At 71.7% G+C, this 21,111-nt stretch carries 18 protein-coding genes; 9 read left to right on the plus strand and 9 right to left on the minus strand.

The annotated features are described in order from the left end of the window. Positions 1–105 precede the first annotated feature (105 nt). The 4 genes from MNZ27_RS02125 to glgP are packed head-to-tail and all read left to right on the plus strand — an operon-like array spanning position 106 to position 6,534. Positions 106–1,494 carry an efflux RND transporter periplasmic adaptor subunit gene (locus MNZ27_RS02125; RefSeq protein ID WP_242392372.1) on the plus strand — a complete coding sequence of 463 codons (1,389 nt, stop codon included), beginning with the start codon at positions 106–108 and terminating at the stop codon, positions 1,492–1,494. Between the two features lie 15 nt (positions 1,495–1,509). Continuing rightward, on the plus strand, positions 1,510–4,659 hold the full coding sequence (locus tag MNZ27_RS02130; RefSeq protein WP_242392373.1) for an efflux RND transporter permease subunit: 3,150 nt from the start codon (positions 1,510–1,512) through the stop codon (positions 4,657–4,659). 52 nt (positions 4,660–4,711) lie between these two features. Next, positions 4,712–5,608 carry a YHS domain-containing protein gene (locus MNZ27_RS23875; protein WP_242392374.1) on the plus strand — a complete coding sequence of 299 codons (897 nt, stop codon included), beginning with the start codon at positions 4,712–4,714 and terminating at the stop codon, positions 5,606–5,608. Beyond that, positions 5,503–6,534 (plus strand): alpha-glucan family phosphorylase, encoded by a 1,032-nt coding sequence (gene glgP / locus MNZ27_RS02140; RefSeq protein WP_242392462.1) that lies wholly within the window; start codon positions 5,503–5,505, stop codon positions 6,532–6,534. The genes MNZ27_RS23875 and glgP overlap by 106 nt, the downstream gene beginning before the upstream one ends. Before the next feature lie 44 nt (positions 6,535–6,578). On the opposite strand, the gene MNZ27_RS02145 is transcribed toward glgP, so the two are convergent. The 9 genes from MNZ27_RS02145 to MNZ27_RS02185 form a co-directional block, all read right to left on the minus strand. Continuing rightward, on the minus strand, positions 6,579–6,911 hold the full coding sequence (locus tag MNZ27_RS02145; protein WP_242392375.1) for a P-II family nitrogen regulator: 333 nt from the start codon (positions 6,909–6,911) through the stop codon (positions 6,579–6,581). Positions 6,912–7,336: 425 nt separating this feature from the next. Next, complete coding sequence (locus tag MNZ27_RS02150; protein WP_242392376.1) at positions 7,337–8,599, minus strand: type II restriction endonuclease; 1,263 nt, start codon at positions 8,597–8,599, stop codon at positions 7,337–7,339. A 73-nt stretch (positions 8,600–8,672) separates the two neighbouring features. Next, the gene (locus MNZ27_RS02155; protein ID WP_242392377.1) at positions 8,673–9,299 is read right to left on the minus strand and encodes a dimethylsulfonioproprionate lyase family protein; all 627 of its coding nucleotides are present in this window, start codon (positions 9,297–9,299) and stop codon (positions 8,673–8,675) included. Next, positions 9,296–10,336: a class I SAM-dependent methyltransferase gene (locus MNZ27_RS02160; RefSeq protein ID WP_242392378.1), complete on the minus strand. Its 1,041-nt coding sequence runs from the start codon at positions 10,334–10,336 to the stop codon at positions 9,296–9,298. The genes MNZ27_RS02155 and MNZ27_RS02160 overlap by 4 nt, the downstream gene beginning before the upstream one ends. Next, on the minus strand, positions 10,329–11,612 hold the full coding sequence (locus tag MNZ27_RS02165) for an O-acetylhomoserine aminocarboxypropyltransferase/cysteine synthase family protein (RefSeq protein ID WP_242392379.1): 1,284 nt from the start codon (positions 11,610–11,612) through the stop codon (positions 10,329–10,331). The genes MNZ27_RS02160 and MNZ27_RS02165 overlap by 8 nt, the downstream gene beginning before the upstream one ends. A gap of 29 nt (positions 11,613–11,641) precedes the next feature. Continuing rightward, on the minus strand, positions 11,642–12,679 hold the full coding sequence (locus MNZ27_RS02170) for a uroporphyrinogen decarboxylase family protein (RefSeq protein WP_242392380.1): 1,038 nt from the start codon (positions 12,677–12,679) through the stop codon (positions 11,642–11,644). After that, positions 12,676–13,488: an ABC transporter ATP-binding protein gene (locus tag MNZ27_RS02175; protein ID WP_242392381.1), complete on the minus strand. Its 813-nt coding sequence runs from the start codon at positions 13,486–13,488 to the stop codon at positions 12,676–12,678. Before MNZ27_RS02175 ends, MNZ27_RS02170 begins: the two co-directional genes overlap by 4 nt. Then, complete coding sequence (locus tag MNZ27_RS02180; RefSeq protein ID WP_242392382.1) at positions 13,482–14,501, minus strand: ABC transporter permease; 1,020 nt, start codon at positions 14,499–14,501, stop codon at positions 13,482–13,484. The genes MNZ27_RS02175 and MNZ27_RS02180 overlap by 7 nt, the downstream gene beginning before the upstream one ends. 7 nt (positions 14,502–14,508) lie before the next feature. Continuing rightward, positions 14,509–15,600, minus strand: a complete 1,092-nt coding sequence (locus MNZ27_RS02185; RefSeq protein ID WP_277957483.1) for an ABC transporter substrate-binding protein — start codon at positions 15,598–15,600, stop codon at positions 14,509–14,511. Between the two features lie 311 nt (positions 15,601–15,911). On the opposite strand from MNZ27_RS02185, the gene MNZ27_RS02190 reads away from it, so the two are divergent. The 5 genes from MNZ27_RS02190 to MNZ27_RS02210 all read left to right on the plus strand — a co-directional run bounded on the left by MNZ27_RS02190 (position 15,912) and on the right by MNZ27_RS02210 (position 21,085). Then, on the plus strand, positions 15,912–16,709 hold the full coding sequence (locus MNZ27_RS02190) for a DUF1847 domain-containing protein (protein WP_242392384.1): 798 nt from the start codon (positions 15,912–15,914) through the stop codon (positions 16,707–16,709). Positions 16,710–16,726: 17 nt separating this feature from the next. Beyond that, positions 16,727–17,419, plus strand: a complete 693-nt coding sequence (locus MNZ27_RS02195; protein ID WP_242392385.1) for a DUF1638 domain-containing protein — start codon at positions 16,727–16,729, stop codon at positions 17,417–17,419. A 245-nt stretch (positions 17,420–17,664) separates the two neighbouring features. Next, positions 17,665–18,339: a corrinoid protein gene (locus MNZ27_RS02200; RefSeq protein WP_242392386.1), complete on the plus strand. Its 675-nt coding sequence runs from the start codon at positions 17,665–17,667 to the stop codon at positions 18,337–18,339. 36 nt (positions 18,340–18,375) lie between these two features. Next, complete coding sequence (locus MNZ27_RS02205; protein ID WP_242392387.1) at positions 18,376–19,401, plus strand: uroporphyrinogen decarboxylase family protein; 1,026 nt, start codon at positions 18,376–18,378, stop codon at positions 19,399–19,401. A gap of 1 nt (position 19,402) precedes the next feature. Beyond that, a complete protein-coding gene (locus tag MNZ27_RS02210) occupies positions 19,403–21,085 on the plus strand; it encodes an ASKHA domain-containing protein (protein ID WP_242392388.1) in 1,683 nt (560 codons plus the stop codon). Positions 21,086–21,111 lie beyond the last annotated feature (26 nt).

Consider the following 21,111-nt stretch of genomic DNA (forward strand, 5'->3'; position numbering starts at 1 on the left):
CCCGATGCAAGACGCGTAACTCGGAGCATCGGCCCGAGGAGCGCCGGCCGACCAGGGCAAGCTCAGGCCGTGAGAAGCTCGGGGGGGCGATCCTGGAGGCGGCCCATGAAGCGCAGCGCGTTGATCCTCGCAGTCGCGCTCGCGAGCTCAGCCGCGGGCGTCGTCGCCGGAGTCACGCTGCTTCGGCCGCGCGGCCCACCGGTCGCAGGACCGCGGAAGCCGCTCTACTACCGCGCCCCCATGAACCCAGCCCGCACCTCGCCCGTTCCGCGAAAGGACGAGATGGGGATGGACTACGTGCCGGTGTACGAGGGCACGGCCGCCCCACCAGCCGGGGCCACGGAGCGTGGCGTCTACGTCGAGCCGCGGATGGCGCAGAGCTCGGGAGTCCGCGACGAGGTGGTCCGCTCCCGCCCGCTCGCACGCGTGATCCGGACCGTGGGGCAGGTCACCTACGACGAGCGGCGACTCTACAACCTGAACGCCAAGATCGCGGGTTGGATCACGCGGCTATACGTCGATTACACGGGCAAGCCGGTTCGCCGCGGCGATCCGCTCATGTCGATCTACAGCCCGGAGCTGTACTCCACGGAGGAGGAGTACCTGCTCGCGTTGCGCCATCGCGGCGCGCTCGCGGCGAGCAGCTCCGTCGAATTGCGCGCCCAGGCGGACGCGCTCGTTCGTAGCGCGCGTCAGCGGTTGCGCTACTTCGACGTCCCCGACTCCGAGATTCGCGCCCTGGAACGGCGCGGCTTCAGCTCCAAGGCGCTCACGCTCCGCTCCCCGGCGGACGGGTACGTGGTCGAGAAGGCGGTCGTCGCCGGCGCCCATGTGACGCCCGGCATGCCTCTCTTCCGGATCGCGGATCTCTCGACGGTGTGGGTCCTCGCCGACGTCTACGAGTACGAGTTGCCATGGGTCGCGGTCGGCCAGCGAGCGTCGGTGACGCTCCCGTATGCGCCTGGGCCGTCGCTCGAGGGGCGCGTGACCTTCGTGTACCCGACGCTCGCAGGCGAGACGCGCACCGTGAAGGTGCGCGTGGAGCTACGCGACCCGGGCCGGCGCGTCCAGCTCAAGCCGGACATGTTCGCGACCGTGATCATCCGATCCCCGATCGTCCGCGAGGCGGTCGCGGTCCCGGAGCAGGCCGTCATCCGCACCGGCGAGCGGGCCGTCGGGATCGTCTCCCTCGGCGGCGGATGGTTCGAGCCGCGCGAGCTGAAGCTCGGCGTCGCCGCCGATGGGTGGGTCGAGATCCTCGAGGGGGTCCGCGCGGGCGAACGGATCGTCACCTCGTCGCAGTTCCTGATCGACTCGGAGAGCAACCTGCGCGCTGCGGTCGCGGCGATGACCGGAGACCAGGCGGGCGGCGCCGCCGGGCCGTCGCCCGCTCCAGCGCCTCAGCCGGGCGTCCAGGGGCGACACGGCGGCCCCGGTCCGCACCGAGCGGGCGCTGCGGCGGGCTCGGACCACGCTGGGCACGGGACGGAGTGACGCGGGGAGGCCCCCATGCTGCAGAAGATCATCGAGGCCTCGGTCCGGAACCGGTTCCTCGTCCTGCTCGTGATCGCGGCCCTGGCCGGGTGGGGCGCCTACTCGCTCCTGAAGACCCCCGTCGACGCCATCCCCGACCTCTCCGACGTGCAGGTGATCGTCTACACCGAATACCCCGGCCAGTCGCCCCGCATCGTCGAGGACCAGGTCACGTACCCGCTCACCACCGCGATGGTCTCCGTGCCGGGCTCGAAGGTGGTGCGGGGATACTCCTTCTTCGGCTACTCGCTCGTGTACGTCATCTTCGAGGACGGGACGGACATGTACTGGGCGCGGAGCCGCGTCCTCGAGTACCTCAACTACGCGCAGAAGCGGCTGCCGCGGGACGTCGTCCCGACGCTCGGACCGGACGCGACGGGCGTCGGCTGGGTGTTCGAGTACGCCGTGACGTCGGATCGGCGCTCGCTCCAGGAGCTGCGCTCGTACCAGGACTGGTACCTGAAGTACGGCCTCGCCTCGGTCCCTGGCGTCGCGGAGGTGGCCAGCATCGGCGGCTTCGTCAAGGAGTACCAGGTCACCGTCGATCCCGCGAAGCTGCTCGCCTACCGCGTGCCCATCGAGATGGTGGAGACGGCGATCGCGCGGTCGAACAACGACGTGGGCGGCGAGGTCGTCGAGCTGTCGGAGAAGGAGTTCATGGTCCGCGGGCTCGGCTACATCCGCGACGTCGAGGACGTGAAGGCGATCCCGGTGATGGTGAACCCGAGGACCGGCACGCCCATCTTCGTCCGGGACGTCGGTGACGTGACGCTCGGCCCCCTCATGCGGCGGGGGCTCACCGAGGCGAACGGCGAAGGGGAGGTCGTCGCCGGCATCGTGGTGATGCGCTACGGCCAGAACGCGCTCCGCGTGATCGAGGGGGTGAAGCGAAGGCTCGAGGAGCTCAGGCAGGGGCTGCCGGCGGACGTGGAGATCACGCCCATGTACGACCGCTCCGGGCTGATCGAGCGATCCATCGAGACGCTGCGGAGCAAGCTCGTCGAGGAGTCGATCATCGTCGCCCTCGTCAGCGTCGTGTTCCTGCTCCACGTGCGGAGCGCGCTCGTCGCGATCCTGACGCTCCCGACCGCGATCCTGATCTCCTTCGCCGTGATGCGGCTCCAGGGGATCAACGCGAACATCATGTCGCTCGGTGGGATCGCGATCGCGATCGGCGCCATGGTGGACGCGGCGATCGTCATGATCGAGAACGCGCACAAGCACATCGAGCGGGAGGCGTCGAAGCCTCCGGAAGCGCGTCGCGAGCACTGGCGGGTGATCCTGGACGCGTCGAAGGAGGTCGGCCCCTCGCTCTTCTACTCGCTGCTCGTGATCACCGTCTCGTTCATCCCCGTGTTCACGCTCGAGTCGCAGGAGGGCCGCCTCTTCCGGCCGCTGGCGTTCACGAAGACCTACGCGATGGCCGCCGCCGCGGCGCTCTCGGTGACGCTCGCCCCGATCCTCATGGGCTACTGGATCCGCGGGCGGATCCTCCCCGAGGAGCGGAACCCGCTGAACCGGCTCCTCATCCGCGCGTACCACCCGGTGGTGGGGTTCGTCCTCGCGCACAGCCGCTGGATCATCCTCGCGGCCGCGGCGGTCGTGGCGGTGACGGTGGTCCCGTTCCTGAAGCTCGGCTCCGAGTTCATGCCGCCGCTCTACGAGGGGGACCTGCTGTACATGCCCACGACGCTCCCGGGGATGTCGATCACCAAGGCCCGCGAGCTGCTGCAGCAGACCGACCGCATCATCCGGACCTTCCCCGAGGTGAAGCGCGTGCTCGGGAAGATCGGGCGCGCGGAGTCGGCGACCGACCCGGCCGGTCTCGACATGGTCGAGACGACCATCCAGCTCAAGCCGGAGGGGGAGTGGCGTCCGGGGATGACGCCCGAGCGCCTCGTGCGGGAGATGGACCAGGCCATCCGGTTCCCGGGCGTCACCAACGCGTGGACGATGCCCATCAAGACGCGCACCGACATGCTCAGCACCGGGATCAAGACGCCGGTGGGCATCAAGGTCGCCGGCCCCGATCTCGCGGTGCTCGAGTCGATCGGGAGGGAGGTCGAGGCGGTCGTGCGAACCGTACCGGGGACGCTCAGCGCGTTCGCCGAGCGGGCGACCGGTGGCAACTACATCGACTTCCACATCGATCGCACCGCCGCGGCGAGGTTCGGGCTCACCGTCGGCGACGTGCAGGACGTGATCCAGACGGCCCTGGGCGGGATGACGATCACCACCACCGTCGAGGGGCTCGAGCGCTATCCGGTGAACCTTCGCTATCCGAGGGAGCTGCGGGACGACCCCGAGGAGCTGCGACGCGTGCTCGTCCGTACGCCGTCGGGGCAGCAGATCCCCATCGGGCAGCTCGCCGACGTCCGGCTCACCAGCGGGCCGATGGTGGTGCGGAGCGAGGCCACGCGCCCGAACGCCTGGATCTACGTGGACATCACCGGGACCGACGTCGGGACCTACGTCGAGCGCGCGATGCGCGCCGTCGCCGAGCGGGTGAAGGTTCCAGCGGGGTACACCCTGACCTGGAGCGGCCAGTACGAGTACATGCAGCGGGCGCAGGCAAAGCTCCTGGTGGTCGTCCCGCTCACGCTCTTCATCATCTTCGTCATCATCTACCTGAACACCCGATCGCTCACGAAGACCGCGATCGTCCTGCTCGCCGTGCCGTTCTCGCTCGTCGGCGCCGTCTGGCTCCTCTACGCGGCCGGCTACAACATGAGCATCGCCGTGTGGGTCGGGATGATCGCGCTCGCCGGGCTCTCCGCGGAGACCGGGGTGGTGATGCTCCTCTACCTGGACGTGGCGTACCAGGAGTGGCGTGGGCAGGGACGGATGCGCGGGCTCGCCGATCTGAGGGAGGCGATCGATCACGGCGCGGTGAAGCGTGTCCGGCCCAAGATGATGACCGCCGTCACGATCATCGCGGGCCTCCTCCCGATCATGTGGAGCGGCGGGGCGGGCGCGGACGTCATGAAGCGCATCGCGGCGCCGATGGTGGGAGGGATCGTCACCTCCGTGCTGATGGAGTTCCTCGTCTATCCGGCCGTCTACTATTTGTGGAAGGCGCGGGAGCTCCGCGAGGCCGAACGTGAGGGGCGACCGCTCTCGTCCTGACGGGGACGACCGAGGTCGCGCCCGAGCTGCTGCACGAGCCGGAGGGACGAACATGGCCGCGAGCGTCAGGGACCCCGTGTGCGGGATGCCGGTCGACCCCGCCCGCGCACTTTCGTTCGAGCTGGACGGGACGCGATACTCCTTCTGCTCCGAGTACTGCCGCCACGTCTTCCGGTGGAACCCGCAGGCCTACGCCGCCGGGGGTCTCGCGCGTGCGGACGCGAATGGGCGGCCGCGTCAGGTCGCGTATCTCTCGATGGAGGTCGCGATCGATCCACGCATGCCGACGTACAGCGGGGGCCTGGGCGTCCTCGCCGGGGACACGCTGCGATCCTGCGCCGATCTCGGGCTCCCGCTCATCGGGATCACGCTGCTGCACCGCAAGGGCTACTTCTCCCAGGCGCTCGACGAGGCGAGCGGACAGGTCGAACGTGAGGAGACCTGGGAGCCGGAGCGCCGCCTCCGCGCGCTCCCTGCTCGCGTGGAGCTCTCGATCGAAGGCCGGACGGTCCAGGTTCGTGCCTGGCAGTACGACATCCCGGGCGCCCGCGGCGTGGTACCGCTCCTGCTCCTCGACACCGATTTGCCGGAGAACGCCGAAGCGGATCGCCATCTGACGGACCGCCTGTACGGTGGCGACGACGGCTACCGGCTCGCGCAGGAGATCGTCCTGGGCATCGGCGGCGTGCGGATGCTCGACAGCCTCGGCCATTCGGCCATCCGCAAGTTCCACCTCAACGAGGGACATGCGAGCCTCGTGCGCTCGAATTGCTCAGACGACACGGCGCAGCGGCGCAGTTCGACGACGTCCGCGAGCAGGTCGTCTTCACCACCCACACCCCCGTGCCGGCTGGCCACGACCAGTTCGACCACGATCTCGTCGCGCGCGTCCTCGGGGAGCCGGTCCCGCGAGCCGTCCTCCAGATGCTCTCGGGCAGCGACCGCCTGAACATGACGCGCCTCGCCCTGAACCTCGCCGGGCACGTGAACGGCGTGGCGCGAAGACACCGGGAGGTTTCGCAGGGGATGTTCCCCGAGTACGCCATCTCCAGCGTCACGAACGGCGTGCACTCGGTCACCTGGACGAGCGAGCCGTTCCGGATCCTGTACGACCGGCACGTCCCCGGGTGGCGCGAGGAGCCGACGCTCCTGCGCCAGGCGATGCGCATTCCCGCGGAGGAGCTCTGGCGCGCACACGGAGAGGCGAAGCGATCGCTCCTGATGGAGGTGAAGCGGCTCACAGGGCGGACACTCTCGGAGGACGCGCTCACCATCGGGTTCGCGCGCCGCGCGACGGCCTACAAGCGCGCGGACCTGATCTTCTCGGACCTCGCGCGGTTGCGCGCGATCCGCCGGATGGGGCCGCTGCAGCTCGTGTACGCCGGGAAGGCGCACCCGAGGGACGAGGGCGGGAAGGAGCTCATCCGGCGCGTGATGCGCTTCGCGCGCGAGCTGGACGAGGAGATCCCCGTCGTCTACCTGCCCGACTACGGCGTCGAGCTCGCAAAGCTTCTCGTCGCCGGCGTTGACCTCTGGCTCAACACGCCGCGGCGCCCCATGGAGGCCTCGGGGACGTCCGGGATGAAGGCGGCCCACAACGGCGTGCCCAGCCTGTCCATCCTCGACGGCTGGTGGATCGAAGGGCACGTCGAGGGCGTGACCGGCTGGTCGATCGGTCGCGCGGAGGCGGGGACCGAGACCGACGCCGACGATGCAGCGGACCTGTACGCGAAGCTCCCGATCGTCCTCGAGACGTTCCAGCACGCCCCGGAGCGGTGGGCCGCCATGATGCGGTCCGTGATCGCTCTCAACGCGTCGTTCTTCAACACATACCGCATGGTGCTGGAGTACGCGACGAACGCGTACCTCCTCTAGCTCTCGATACGGAGGAGGTCGCGTGGCGAGCCCTGACTGTTTCGTCACAGATCGGCCGCCTCGGCGCCGCGCCGGGTCCGGATCCGCCAGACGCTCTCCAGCGGCGTGACGGTGAGGATGCCGTCGCCGGGCGTACCCGTGCTCGCCGCGGCGAGGATCGCGTCGACCACCGCTGCAGCGCGAGCGGAGCCGGTGACGACCTCGATACGAGCGTGCTGGCCCATCCAGTCGTTCGCGAAGAAGTCCACGTACTCGCCGTACCCCTTGACCCGCGAGACGGACACGCCTCGGACGTCCATCGCCTGGAGCGCTCGCTCGACCGTCGAGAGCCGCTCGATCCTCACGAACGCGGTCACCCTGCAAAATGCCGTGTCCATGGCTCACCTCCTGGCGTGCTCGGCCGAGCTTCTCGCTGGGCCGCGCCCGCGAGGCGCACTCTCTGTTTGTATTGCAACAGCAATGCCGAACCGAGCCACGACGGCGCCAGCGCGCGAGGCCGCGACGAGCGACACCGCGCAGCCGTCAGCTCGCGAGCCCCCGGCTGCCCGCCGATCAGGCGGATGCTGGGCCTCCCCGAGCGCGAGCGATTTCCCGGCCCTCTCCGTGAACGTCGGGAACGTCCGGTCGCGGCCGCGCTCCCCGTGCGCGTGGAGGAGGGCTCACGGATCCTGAGCAGGAACGGATCGCGCAGCGCGGCGACGATCGCCGTCAGCGCCGCCGCGAGAGCAGCGAGCGCGCCGGCCGTGAACACGGGCGCGACGAGGACGCTCGCATGACCGACGAGCGCAAGTCGGTCGCCCGCCTAGCCCAGCGCGCGCGCGACCGCGTCGACGGCCTTCAACCCCTCGCCGAAGCGGGCCATCGACTCGCGGTGCTGCTCGAGCGCGCTGTAGGGCAGGTACTTCACCGCGAGATCGCCGATGCGCCGGAAGGCCGGTCGCGCGAGCTGCTTGCGGACGTCCTCCTCCCGCGCGTCGGGCGCGACGAGGTACAGACCACGGACCGCCTGCGCGGCCCCGGAGGCGAGGTCTAGCATCCGCACGATCCCGGAGTAGATCGAGGTCGTGTGCTCGACCTCGAACGCGGCCGCCGCGCGGTCGCTCCCACGCTCGAGCCAGAGCACGTCGATGAGCGGCACGGAGTCGATCGCCGCGAGCGGGGCGGGCAGCGACTCCAGGCACCCGTCCGCGAGCCGACCCGCGCCGGACGCGCGCGTTCGATCGTTGGTTGCGACCCACACGTCGAAGCCGAGCGCACGGCCGAGATCCCGGAGCCAGCCCTGGACCTCCGTGTGAGTCCGATCCCCCTCCCGGACCGCCTCGAGCGATCTGCGCTCCCGCTCCGACTCCTCGCGGACCCGCGCGAGGTCGGCGCGCCACGCGCCCTCCGCCGCCTCGTCCCCGTCGCGCGACGGCAAAGGGTACCGACCCGACCCGACGTCGAAGAGGAACCCGGCGATCGCGCCGAGATCGTTCGAGAAGAGCGCCTGGTGCTCGGCGTTGAGCCTCAGCACCCCGGCGCGCATCGCCAGGTACTCGTCCCATCGCCCGAGCTTCACCTTGGAGCCCGTGAGGGCGTCGTACCCCCTCACGATGGCCGTGTTGAACGGGACCGCGATCGTGGGGTGCAGGAAGTAGAGCAGGTTCGCCGCCGCGGGGCCGAGCCCCTTGATGCGGCGCTCGTCGAGCCGCCGGATCGCCGCGAGGACCTGCTCCTCGCCGGTGCAGCACGCGCAGGTGTCGAGGAAGCGCCCGAACGCGAGCTGGTTCTCGCGGTCCTCGTAGATGTCGGGGATCCGGAGCTTCGGCTTCCAGAGGAACGCGTGATCCGCCCCCTTGAAGATCTGCCGCTGCTCGGCGATGGAGCCGACGACCGTCTCGAGCGCGGAGCCCTTGTACGTGGTCCCGAAGGTCCCGGCCTCGATCTGATTCACGACCACGGCGATGCCGCGGCGGATCGACCGGAAGTTCTTGAGCCGCTCCTCCCAGAGGAACCAGGTCCGGTACGTGCCGCCCGGGTCATCACGCCAACGCTCGACGAGCTCGCGTACGTGCGCCGTTCGCATTCCCCGGATGTTACACGCCGAGCGATCGGAGCCGCCAGCGCCTCGCGCGCGGCGCCGGCGCGGCGCGGGCGCGCTACGCGTAGACGGAGGTCGTCCGGACGTCGTCGCCGGACCAGGTGTACACGGCGAGCAGGGGCTCGTCCTCGGTGCGCATCGCGTGCACGACGCCCGAAGGGTGGAGCACCAGCTCGCCGGGCGGAACGCGGCGGGAGCGACCGGCGGCGCTCCAGGTCGCGCTCCCCGTGAGCACCCGGTACAGCTCGATCGCCGGGTGATGGTGATCGGGGTACAGGGTCCGCGGCGCGATCAGCGTCACGCCGAGGCAGACCACCTCGCTCCTGAACGGCGCCTCCGGGCCGATGATCTCGGCGAAGGCGATCCGCTCCCCGAGATCGGGCGCGTCGGCTCGGCGCGGGTACCCGTAACGCCATGGGAGGTGCTCGGCGACCGCGCCGAGCGCGGTCGTCACCTCCACCGCCGGGCCGGCCGCGGCCCCGAGCGCCGCCGCCAGGTGACCGACGATGGGATGATCGCTCCTCGGCAAGCCCGCGGCGGGCACGGCGATCGCCCGGAGCCGCGACCAGACCCGCGCGATCTCCGCGGCCACCGCGGGATCCGCAGGGAGCGCGCGATCGTCGAGCGCCTCGACCGCGCGCACGAAGTCGAGGACCTGCCCCGGGGTCGCGAGCGGCGCGTTCATCGGGCCACCGACTTCAGCACGACGGCGGTGTGGCCGATGCGCTCGCCCGCCTGGAAGGCCTCCCAGGCGCGCACGGCGTCGAGCCGCTCGGGGGCGAGGGATCGCTCGATCTCGAGCGCCTGCGCACCGGAGGTCGCGAAATCGACGGACGCGAAGCGCCGCCGGAGCGCGTCGGCGCGGTAGAAGTGAAACGGGCCGAAGCCTCGCCGCTGCCGCTCCGCGTGATCCCGGATGACGCTCTCGCCCTCTGCCTGGACCTTCCAGGTGTAGGCGAGGAAGGACGAGCCGACGCCGGCCGCCTCGCCCATCCGCAGGAACACCTCGAGCGGCACCCGCGCGCCGAGCATGGAGAGGACGGCCCCTCCCGGCGCGAGGAAGTCCCTCGCGCTCCGGAGGGCGACGTAGTGGAGGTCGAGCATCTGCCGCTTCACCTCCGGCGGGATCGCCTCCGCCCGGGGCGGGACGTGGGTCGAGCTCGTCCGCTCGACCGCCACGGCCGCGGCGCTCTCGGCGGGGACGTTCGGGAGGTTCTCGTAGACGACGTCGTACCTCGGCCGGAGGGGCCGGAGCGGCTCGAGGAGATCGCCGTGGCCCGCCTCGATCGCCACGGGCTGGCCGCCCGCGAGGTTGCGGCGGACGTTTCCGACGGCGGCGGCGACCACGTCCTCGTGCACGTCGGTCAGCCCCACGCGCGTGGCGTCGAAGACCTCGATCGCCGAGAGCACGTCGAGCCCCGCCCCCGTGCCGATCGAGCAGAACGACTCCACCCTCCCTCCGCCGCGCTCGCGCCGGAGCAGCCGAAACGCGGGCACCGCGACGTGCGCGACCCAGTCGCTCGCCAGGTCCTCGTCGCGCGGGAGGAAGCAGTGCTCGCTCACGTGGATCGTGAGCTCCCGGCGGATGCGCGTCGGCTTCGGCTCGGAGAGGTACCTCGTCGCGTCGATGCGGAGCTCGATCGCGCGCTCCGTGCCCGTGGGGTGGTCGCGCGACGGCACGCGGGGACTACGCGAGGGGGCGTCGGCCGGATCGCTACGCATCGGCGTGCCTCAGCGCCTGATCGAAGTCCTCGAGGATGTCCTCGGCGTCCTCGATCCCGGTGGAGACGCGGATCATGTCCGGGGTGATCCCGGCGCTCCGCTGCTGCTCGGGCGTGAGCTGCGCGTGCGTGCTCGAGGCGGGGTGCAGGACGCACGTGCGCGCGTCCCCGACGTGGACGACCAGGGCCGCCACCCGCAGGCTCTTCACGAAGCGCCGCGTGGCCTGGAGGTCGCCCTGGAGCCCGAAGGTCAGGATCCCGCTCCCCTCCGGCTTCGAGAAGTAGTTGCGGACGCGCGCGTACTGCGGGCTCGACTCGAGCCCGGGGTAGACGACCCAGCTCACCTTCGGGTGCTTCGAGAGGAAGCGCGCGAGCGCCAGCGCGTTCCTGCCGTGCTGGGGCATCCGCAGGTGGAGCGTCTCGAGCCCGAGGTTGAACATGAAGGCGTTGAACGGGCTCAGGCACGCGCCGAAGTCCCGGAGGAACTGGGCGCGGGCCTTCGCGACGAACGCCGCACGCTCGAACGCCTGGACGTACCGGACCCCCGCGTACGTCGGGTCCGGCTCGGTGAACTCGGGGAACTTGCCGTTCGCCCAGTCGTAGCTCCCGCCGTCCACGACGACGCCGCCGAGGCTCGTCGCGTGGCCGTCGATGTACTTCGTCGCGGAGTGCGTGACGATGTCCGCGCCGAGCTGGAGGGGCGTGCAGAGGTACGGCGTCGCGAGGGTGTTGTCCACGATGAAGGGGACGTCGAACCTCCGCGCGAGCGACTTGAACTTCGCGAAGTCGAGGACGTTGAGCCCCGGGTTGCCGATGGTCTCGCCGAAGAGCGCCTTCGTGCTCGGCCGGAACGCCTTCTGGAGCACCTCCTCGGGCGCCTCGGGATCGACGAACGTGACGTCGATCCCGAGCTTCCGGAGCTTCGTCGCGAACAGCGTGTAGGTCCCGCCGTAGATCGTCGACGCCGAGACGATATGATCGCCCCCGTTGCAGAGGTTCGTGATCGCGAGCAGGTTGGCCGCCTGGCCGGAGGCGAGCGCGACGGCCCCGACGCCCCCCTCGAGCGCGGTGATCTTCTGCTCGAACGCCGCCACCGTCGGGTTGCCGGTGCGGGTGTACTTGAACCCGACCTCCTCGAGGGCGAAGAGCCGCTCGACCTGCTCGATGTCCTCGTACTTGTAGGTGGTGGACTGGAAGATGGGCAGCACGCGCGGCTCGCCCGGCTTCGGGGTCCACCCGCCCTGCACGCAGATCGTCCCTTTTCCGAAGTTCGACATCGAAGCGGCTCCTTCGCGTGAGTTCGTGATCACGGCTCGGCGCACGGGTGAGCGTGCGCGGTCTCGACCATCGCCCGGACGTTCTCGATCGGGACGGTCGGCGGGATGTCACAGCCGGGCATCAGCACGTAACCCGGGCCCGGGCCTGCGGACCGGATGCATGCGCGGCAGGCGGCCGCGACGCCCTCCGGCGTCTGGTCCTGCATGACGGCCGCGGGGTTCATGTTCCCGGCGAAGGCGATCCGTCCGCCGAGCACGCGCCGCGCGGCGGCGAGATCGACCTTGTAGTCGACCGACATCAGCTCCGCCCCGCCCCCTGGGATCGCTTCGAGCCTGTTGGTCGTGTCGCCGCAGATGTGCACCAGCACCCGGACGCCGCGCGCCTTCACCCGCGCGGCGACCTTCGTCAGGTACGGCAGGGAGAACTCGAGGAACTGATCCCTGGAGACCATGTCTCCGGACGACGTCGGATCGGCGAGCGAGATCATCGAGACGCCCGCCTCGATGAACGGCTCGAGGTACGCGAAGCAGAGGTCGGCCGCGAAGCCGAGGATCGCGTGCACCGCCGGCTTGTCCTTGTAGATGCCCCGCATCACGTGCTCGGCGCCGTAGGCGAGCGCTCCCAGCGTGAAGGGCGCCCACTGGCTCGTCCCCACGACGGTGGTCGAGCCGATGGAGCGTGACAGGATCGACGCGGCGCCCACCAGCGCCCGGATCCCCGGATCTTCTCGGACTCGGTCCAGCCGGACGCGCTCCACGTCCGACGGTGTCCGGAGCAGCGGCTCCTGGACGTCCGGCGTGCCCTTCGCGCGGAACTTGATCTTCCCGCCGACGGCGCGGAGGGCCAGGTTGTGATACCCGGACCCGGGCCACACGATGTCGCACCGGACCAGCTCGTTGGTGCGGGCGATGACCTCCGCGATCCGCTCCGGTCCGGCCCCGAGCGCCCCTTCGAGCGTGAGGCCGTGCCGGTTCAGCGTCCACGCCCCCGCGGAGAGGAGCGACACGGGCAGGCGCGGCGTCGCCTCGAGGCGCAGCGCCCTCTCGATGATCTCCTTCGAGGTCACGCCGGGCTCCTGGCGCGGCTCGCGCGCATGCAGAGGTCCAGCACGTCGCGCCGGAGCCGCGTGAACCGCGGGTCGGCGCGGTCGCGTGGATACGCGAGCTCGACCGGCACGACCGCCTCGACGCGGGCCGGGCGGCTGCTGAACACGAGCACCCGGCTCGCCATCAGCAGCGCCTCCTCGACGTCGTGGGTGACGAGGAGCGCGGTGAACCCGGCGCGCCGCCAGAGCGCCAGGATCTCGTCCTGCATCGCGACGCGGGTCAGCGCGTCGAGCATCCCCAGCGGCTCGTCGAGGAGGAGGACGCGCGGATCGTTGACGAGCGCCCGCGCCAGCGCGGCGCGCTGGGCCATCCCGCCCGAGAGCTGGTGCGGGTACGCGCTCGAGAACGACTCGAGGCCGACGAGGCGCAGCGCGTCGTCCACGCGCGCCCGCGCTCCCTTCAGCTCGCCGCGCGCGTGCGGCCCGAGCGCGACGTTGTCCCGGACGGTTCGCCAGGGGTAGAGCGTGGGATCCTGGAACACCAGCACGCGCGACGGATCCGGGCCGGAGACGAGGCGCCCGCCAGACCAGACGCTCCCGTGCGCGGGCGCGTCCAGGCCGGCCAGGAGCCTGAGCAGGGTGGACTTCCCGCAGCCGCTCGGGCCGACGAGGGCGACGAGCTCCCCGGGCTCCACCCGGAAGTCCACGCGGTCGAGGACGGGCAGCGGCTCACCGCGGAGCCGGAAGGCGTGGCTGACGCCGCGGATCTCGACGGACTCGCCGGCGCCGGTGGCGCCGCGCGGGAGCGGAGCGGTGGCGGCGGCTACCATCGGACGAGCCCGCTCTGCCAGCCGAGGAGCCGGTCGCGCGCCGCGAAGAGGAGCGCGATCAACCCGCAGAAGACCAGCGCCATGAACAGGAGGGCCGCGAACATGTTCACGTAGGCGGCCCACCCCTGCGCCCAGGAGAGGTACCACCCGAGGCCGGCCTTCACCCCGAGCATCTCCGCCACGACGAGCACCGAGAAGGACGCGCACAGCCCCATGAACAGGCCGACGAACACGTGCGGGAGCGCGGCCGGGATCGCGACCCTGAGCACGAGGAACCGGGGCGAGGCCCCGAGCGTCCGGGCGATGTCGTAGTACGCGTTCTTCACCCCGGCGACGCCGGACCACGTGAGCACGGCGACCGGGATCCCCGCCGCGAGCGCGATGAGGAACACGCTGGCGCTCCGGCTCGAGGGGAACACGAAGAACGCGAGGGGCAGCCACGCCGTCGCCGGGACCGGGCCGACGAGGCGCAGCAGCGGGTGGCCCCAGTACGCGGCGGCCCGCGACCACCCGATCGCGACTCCCGCGCCGAAGCCGGCCAGCCCGCCGATCAGGAACCCCGCGCCGAGCAGCGCGAGCGAGTGAGCCGTGCACTCGAGGAGCCGGCGCCAGTCCTCGACGTAGACCTCGATCAGCGCCTGCGGCGGCGCGAAGAATGGACGCGGCAGGAGGCCGAGCTTCGCCGTCGCGAGCTGCCACCCCGTCACCCACAGCGCCAGCGCGAGGAGCCACGGCGCGGCGACGCGGAGGCGGCGGCCGGCCGCCCGCAGCCAGGGCGCGCCCACCGAGAGCGCGAGCGCGGTCAGGCCGATCGCGACCTGCAGCGCCGCGAGCGTGGACGTGTGAGGCGTCTCCTCGAGATCGGGCCACTTCACCGTCACCGCGGCGGCCGCGAGCCAGGCCGCCCCCGCGACGACCCCCGCGACCGGCGGCCGGACGGCGGGCGGCGCATCGTCCGCGGCGATCACCGGCTCGATCGCGGCTGCTTCGGTCGATCGCTCCTCGATCCACATGGCGGCCTCAGCTCAGCACGTCCGCGAAGATCTTGTCGGCGAACCGGGCCGGGTCGGTGCTCGACTTCAGCACCGAGATGCGCTTCAGGTCGTCCGCGTAGAGCGCCAGCTCCCGCCGCAGATCCGCGCCCACGGGGTGGTGAGCGTGCGTGTGGCTGCGGAGCTGGGCCACGAGGTCCTCCACCGGGTCCTTCGGCGAGTACTGCTGCGAATAGACCTTGGCGGCCCTGACGGGGTCGGTGACCGCGATGGCGTGCGCCTCGTGCAGCGCTTCCACGAGGGACCTCACCGCCCCCCGATCCTCGCGGAGGAGGCTGCCGCGCGCGCCGATGACGCAGCAGACGCGACTCCTGTACTCACCGTACAGGTTGCTGGCGACCTCGACGAGCTTGCCCGACTTGAGGTTCCGGTAGGCGTCCGGATCCCAGTGCGCGAGCGCCTGCGCCTCCCCCTTCTCGATCGCCAGCGCCTGGAGATCGGGCGGATAGGTCCGCCAGTCCACGCTCTTCACGGGATCGATGCCGCTCTTCGCCAGCAGGATGGAGAAGAAGTTCTTCGCAGGGCTCGCCAGGTCGCTCACGGCGACGGTCTTGCCCGCGAGGTCCGTCACGGTCCGGATGCCGGACGCCTTCGAGGCGATGAGCCGGATGCAGCCCCCGTGCGTGCCCGCGACGAGCTTCACGTCGAAGCCCTGCTCGAGCGGCTTCAGCCAGCGCAGCACCATCCCGATGCCCGCGTCGGCCTTCCCCGTCGCGATCGCCTCCAGGAGCTGCTCGGTCGAGCCGGCGAAGTTCACCACCTCCACGTCGAGCCCGTGCCGCGCGAAGATCCCATCGTGCACCGCGAGCGCGATCGGCGAGTGGCACACCGCGCCGGAGTTCCACGCCAGCCGGAGATGCCGGCCTCTCCTCCCAGCCCCGTCTGCCCCGCGCGCCCGCGCTCCGAGGCCGGCGAGCGGGAGCGCGATCCCCGCCCCCACGGCCGCCCGCAGCAGTGCGCGGCGGGTCAGCTCCGCTCGGCGGGGTGCTCCCTGCTGCCGCTCCCCGGTTCCGAACCCCTCTCGTCGATCGCTCACGTGAACCCTCCGTGCGAAGCCCATGGCGTCCGCCCATGCCGGATTCGTCCGCTATAGCAGACGCCGTTGAGGCGGGCAAGCGCGCACCCGAGCGCAGGCCCGCCCCCTTGCCGATCGACCGCACGATACCAAGTCGCTGTGGCCCAAGCCGCGCATGCGCCATCGCGTCACGCTTTGCGCGCCCAGGGCGATGGAGCGGCCGTCCGCTTGACCGGACGGATGGCGATTATCTAGACTCTTCGTCCGCAAGAACGGACGGACGCACGGTTTCGTCACCGACGGATCTCCGCGTGCGCGGAGGTCCACTCGTCACCCGTTCGACAAGGGAGAGCTCCATGACGCGTCCCGCCCGCGATCCGACCCCGCCCCGGTGCGCAGCCTGCGCCGCCGTCCAGCGCAAGGAGGGGACGACGCACTGCTGGAGCGAGCCGTCCGCGGCGCCCCCCGCGCCGGGCACGTGCCCGACCGGCGCGTACGCTGCGACCGTCGCGGCGACCCTGCCCGTGTACCTGGACGGCGGCCCCGACGCGCGCCTCGCCCGCGTCGCCGCCAGGGTCGAGGGGCTCTGCTACGACAAGGTGGGGGACGGCGCGCTCCACGCGCGGTGGACTCGGGTCGAGGACACGATCGCGTTCGCGCGCCTCATGGGCTGGAGGCGCGTCGGGATCGCCACGTGCATCGGCCTCCTCGAGGAGAGCGCGCGCCTCGAGGAGATCCTGAAGGCGCAGGGGCTCGAGCCGATCTCGGTCTGCTGCAAGGTCGGGCGGGTGGACAAGGAGCGGGTCGGGGTGCGGGACGAGGAGAAGGTCCGCCCGGGCACCTTCGAGCCGGCGTGCAACCCGGTGGCGCAGGCGCGCATCCTGAACGAGGTCTGCACGGATCTGAACGTGATCGTCGGGCTCTGCGTGGGCCACGACATGCTGTTCTCGAAGCACTCGGCGGCGCCGGTGACGACCCTCGTCGCGAAGGACCGGGTGACCGGCCACAACCCCGTCGCAGCCCTCTACGGGCAGAGCTTCTATTACCGGCGGCTCGCGAAGACCCCGCTGGCGATCCCGGGAACGGACGACCCGCCGCGCTCGCCCGGCGACGCGGACGACGCGCCGCCGACCGCCGGCCGGCGGCGCGAGTGACGGCGGGGAGCCGATCCGTGTCCACCCTGGTGCTGGCCTGCGAGGTCGTGCGCGAGGAGCTGCTCCGGATCCGTTCCGCGGCCCCCGTGTCGTTCGCCTTCCTGTCCATGGGACTGCACGTCGCGCCCGACCGGCTCCGCGCGGCCATCGCGGCGGAGCTCGAGCGGCCGCGCGAGGTGGACCGGATCGTGCTCGGGTTCGGTCTCTGCGGGAACGCGATCGCCGGCGTGCGCTCACCGCACGCGCCGCTGATCATCCCGCGCGTCCACGACTGCATCCCGCTCCTCGCCGGCGCACCGCCACCCCCTGGCGCCGGTCCGCTCCACGAGCGCGGGACCTTCTACCTGAGCGGCGGCTGGATGGAGGGCGAGCGCACCCTGTACTCGGAGCACCGCCGGTCGGTCGCGCGGTTCGGCGAGCAGAAGGCGCTGCGCGTCCTCTCCACGATGCTCGGGGGCTACCACCGGTTCCTGTTCATCCGCACCGATCACCCGCGCCGGGAGCTTCGGGAGCGCGACGCCGGTCAGCTCGCCGCCTGGGTCGGGCTCCCGCTCGACACGGTGGACGGCAGCCGCACGTACCTCGAGGCGCTCGTGAACGGTCCGTGGGACGCGGCGCGCTTCGTCCACGTCGCCCGAGGCGTGCCGGTGAGCCCGGAAGCCTTCACGCGGACGACCTCGGTCCCGTGCCGCGCAGCGTGCCCACCGTGACGACCCGCAGCCGGAGCGGGGAGGGAGCGCCACGGCCGTTTGACACTCGGACTGGGTCGTGTCATCGTCCGTTAAACTGGATACGCTGCTCATTTAACGGATTCGCCTCGAGGCGCCCGGCGGCGGCCCTCGTCCAGCAGGCCGACGGTGAGCGGGTTTCCTCGAGGGGCGACGAACCTGCCGGCGCCGAGCCGGTCGTGAACACGGCACGTTCCGGGTGCCCGGACGAAGGGGTCGAGACGACCATGACGAACACCAGCTTGCAGCAGGCGGTCCTCACCGAGCTCGCCGACGCGGTCGTCGCGCTCGACGAGGCGCGCGCGGTGGACGCTGCGCACGAGGCCCTGAACGAGAGCGTCGACCCGTACACCGCGATCGAGAGCGGGCTCCTCGTGGGCATGAGCCGCGCGGGCCAGCTCTTCGAGGAGCAGGAGTACTTCGTCCCGGAGCTGCTCGTCGCGTCGGACGCGCTCTACGCGGGCCTCGGCGTCCTTCGGCCACACATCGCGGCGGACAGGCTGGACGTCCCTGGCAAGGTGGTGATCGGCGTCGTCGAGGGCGACACCCACGACGTCGGCAAGAACCTCGTCCGGATCATCCTCCAGACCAAGGGCTTCGAGGTCCACGATCTCGGGCGCGACGTGCCGCCCTCCCGGTTCGTGGACAAGGCGGTCGAGGTGGGCGCCGACGTGATCGCCCTCTCCACCCTGATGACGACCACCATGGTGAACATGGACGAGACGGTGAAGCTGCTCGCGAAGCGGGACCTCCGCGACCGCTTCCAGGTCATCGTGGGCGGCTCGCCCCTCTCGAAGGCCTACGCCGACCGGATCGGGGCGGACGGCTACTCGAAGGACGCGATCGGCGCCGCCGACCTGGTGAAGCGGCTGGTCCAGCAGGCGCCTCGCGTGGCGACCTGACCGCGGGTTCACGCCCGAACCGCAGACGAGAGACCGATGACCGACAGCGCCAGCCCCAAGGAGCGGCTGCTCCGCGTGCTGCAGCGGCGGCCCGTGGACCGCCCACCGGTGGCGTGCCTCGGCGGCATGATGAACGCCGCCGTGGTGGACGTCATGGAGCGGACCGGGAATCCGCTCCCGGAGGCCTACGACGATCCGGCCAGGCTGGCGAGGCTCGCGCGAGACGTCGCGCGGCTGACCGGGTTCGAGGACCTCGCCCTCCCCTTCTGCATGACGCTCGAGGCGGAGCTGCTCGGGAGCCGCGTCGATCCCGGGACGATCGCGGTGGAGGCTCGGATCGCCGAGGAGGCGTTCCCGTCGGTGCGCGAGGTGGCGCTCCCGAAGCTCGAGCGGATCCCGGAGGCCAGCCGCGCCGCGCGAGTGATCCAGGCGATCGCGCTCGCCGCGGCCGCGAAGCCCGACGAGCCGATCGTGGGCAGCCTCACCGGGCCGGTGAGCACCGCGGCCTCGATCGTCGATCCGATCACCTTCCTGAAGGAGCTGCGCAAGGAGCGGGCGAACAGCCACCGGGTCCTCGACGCGGTGGTCGGGGCGGTGGGCCGGCTCGCCGAGGAGATGGTCTCCGCGGGCGCCGACGTCATCGCCGTCAGCGACCCGACCGCCACGGGGGAGATCCTCGGGCCCCGCGCGTTCGAGGAGTTCGCGCTCCGCTACCTGAACGAGCTGACCGATCGCATCCACCGGCTCGGCGCGCCCGTCGTCGTCCACATCTGCGGCGACATCCGCCCCGTCGAGCACCTCGTCGCGCGCCTCCACGCACGCGCCGTCAGCACCGACGCGGTGGTGAGCCTGTCCCACCTCAAGGCCAGCCATCCGGGCCTGGTGACGATGGGCAACGTCAGCACGCAGACGCTCCAGCTCGGCGAGCCCGAGCGGATCGCCGGCCGGGCGCGGCAGCTCGTCGAGGACGGCGTGGACATCATCGCGCCCGCGTGCGGGCTCGGCACGTCCACGCCCCTGACCCACATCCGCGCCCTCACCGACGCGGTCCGGGAGGGCTGACGTGCCGAAGGTCTCGTTTCCCCAGAGCGGGCTCGAGCTGGAGGTCGAGCGCGGCGTGACGCTGCTCGACGCGGCCCGGCGGGCCGGCCTCGAGCTCGAGTCGCCCTGCAACGGCGCGGGGACCTGCGGCAAGTGCCGCGTCTCGGTCGATCGCCCCGCTGCGGTCCTCCGGCGGAGCGGCGAGCCGCCCGCGGCCGAGGTGCTCTCGTGCTCGACCGAGGTGCTCGACGCGGACCTCCAGGTGACGTTCCCGCAGGTCGTCCGCGGCCGCGACCGCGTGCTCCTCTCCGGCGAGCGGGTCGCGCGGCCGCTCCGGCCCTTCGTCCGGCGCGAGTGGTGCGCCGCGACCGATCGCAGCCGGATCTTCCACGGCGACGCGCTCGTCGTCGAGCGCCCCGGTCGCGCGCCGATCTACGGGCTCGCGGTGGACGTCGGGACGACCACGCTCGTCGTCGCGCTGATCGACCTCCTCGACGGGCGCGAGCTGGGGACGCTCGGCGCGGTGAACCCCCAGACCCGCCTCGGACACGATGTCCTGTCGAGGATCCAGATCGGCTCCGAGGAGACCGGCCTCGCCGAGCTGCACCGGCTGCTCGCGGACGAGCTGAACCGGCTGGGCGCCGAGGTGCTGCGCCGCGCCGGCGCCCGGGTCGGGGACCTCCACGAGATCGTGCTCGCCGGGAACACCACGATGCTGCACCTGGCCGCGCGCGTGAGCCCGCGCTCGCTCGGGAGGTACCCCTACACGCCCGCGCTGCGCGGCGGGACCGCTGCACGCGCGGTCGACCTGGGCCTGCTCGGCGGCGCGCACACCCGCGTCTACTTCCCCCCGGTGTTCGACGCCTACGTCGGCGCCGACATCTCCGCGGGCGTGGTGGCCACGGGCCTCGCCGACCTTGATGACGTCGGCGTCACGCTGTTCATCGACGTCGGCACCAACGGCGAGATGGTGCTCGCGTCGAGCGGGCGGCTCGTCGCCACCTCCACCGCGGCCGGCCCCGCGTTCGAGGGGATGAACATCACCTTCGGCATGCGCGCCGGCCCCGGCGCGATCGAGAAGGTCCGGATCGACGCCGACGGGCTGCACGCCCAGACGATCGGCTCGGCGCGCGCGCGCGGCCTCTGCGGGAGCGGGCTGGTGGACGCGGTGGCCGAGCTCGTCCGGACCGGGCTCGTCGACCCCTCCGGCCGCTTTCGGCGCCCGGAGGCGCTCCCGCCGGAGCTGGCCGCCCTCCTCGTCCCGCACGCGGGGAAGCGCGCGCTCTGCCTGGCGCGCGACGCCGACCTCCCGGAGGGCGTCGTCGTGCTCACGCAGCAGGACGTCCGACAGGTCCAGCTCGCGAAGGGCGCGGTGCGCGCCGGGATCGACGCCCTCCTCGCCCACGAGGGGCTCGTCCCGGAAGACGTGGACCGCGTCCTCCTGGCCGGCTCCTTCGGCGCGCACCTCAGGCCGGAGAGCCTCGCCGGCATCGGCCTCCTCCCCCCCGAGTCGAGCCGCCGCGTGCTCGCGGTGGGGAACACCTCGCGCACGGGCGCGGAGGCGCTCCTCCTCGACCGCGAGGCCCGCGACGAGCTGCTCGAGCTCGTGGGCCGCACGAAGGTGCTCGATCTCGCCCACGCGCCCGGCTTCGAACGAACCTTCGTGAGAGCGCTCGCGTTCCCGAGTCGCCCGGTGACAGCATGAGCGAGAAGCCGGCCGACCTCCTCGCC

It is taken from the genome of Anaeromyxobacter oryzisoli (genome assembly GCF_022690765.1).
Lineage (GTDB): Bacteria > Myxococcota > Myxococcia > Myxococcales > Anaeromyxobacteraceae > Anaeromyxobacter > Anaeromyxobacter oryzisoli.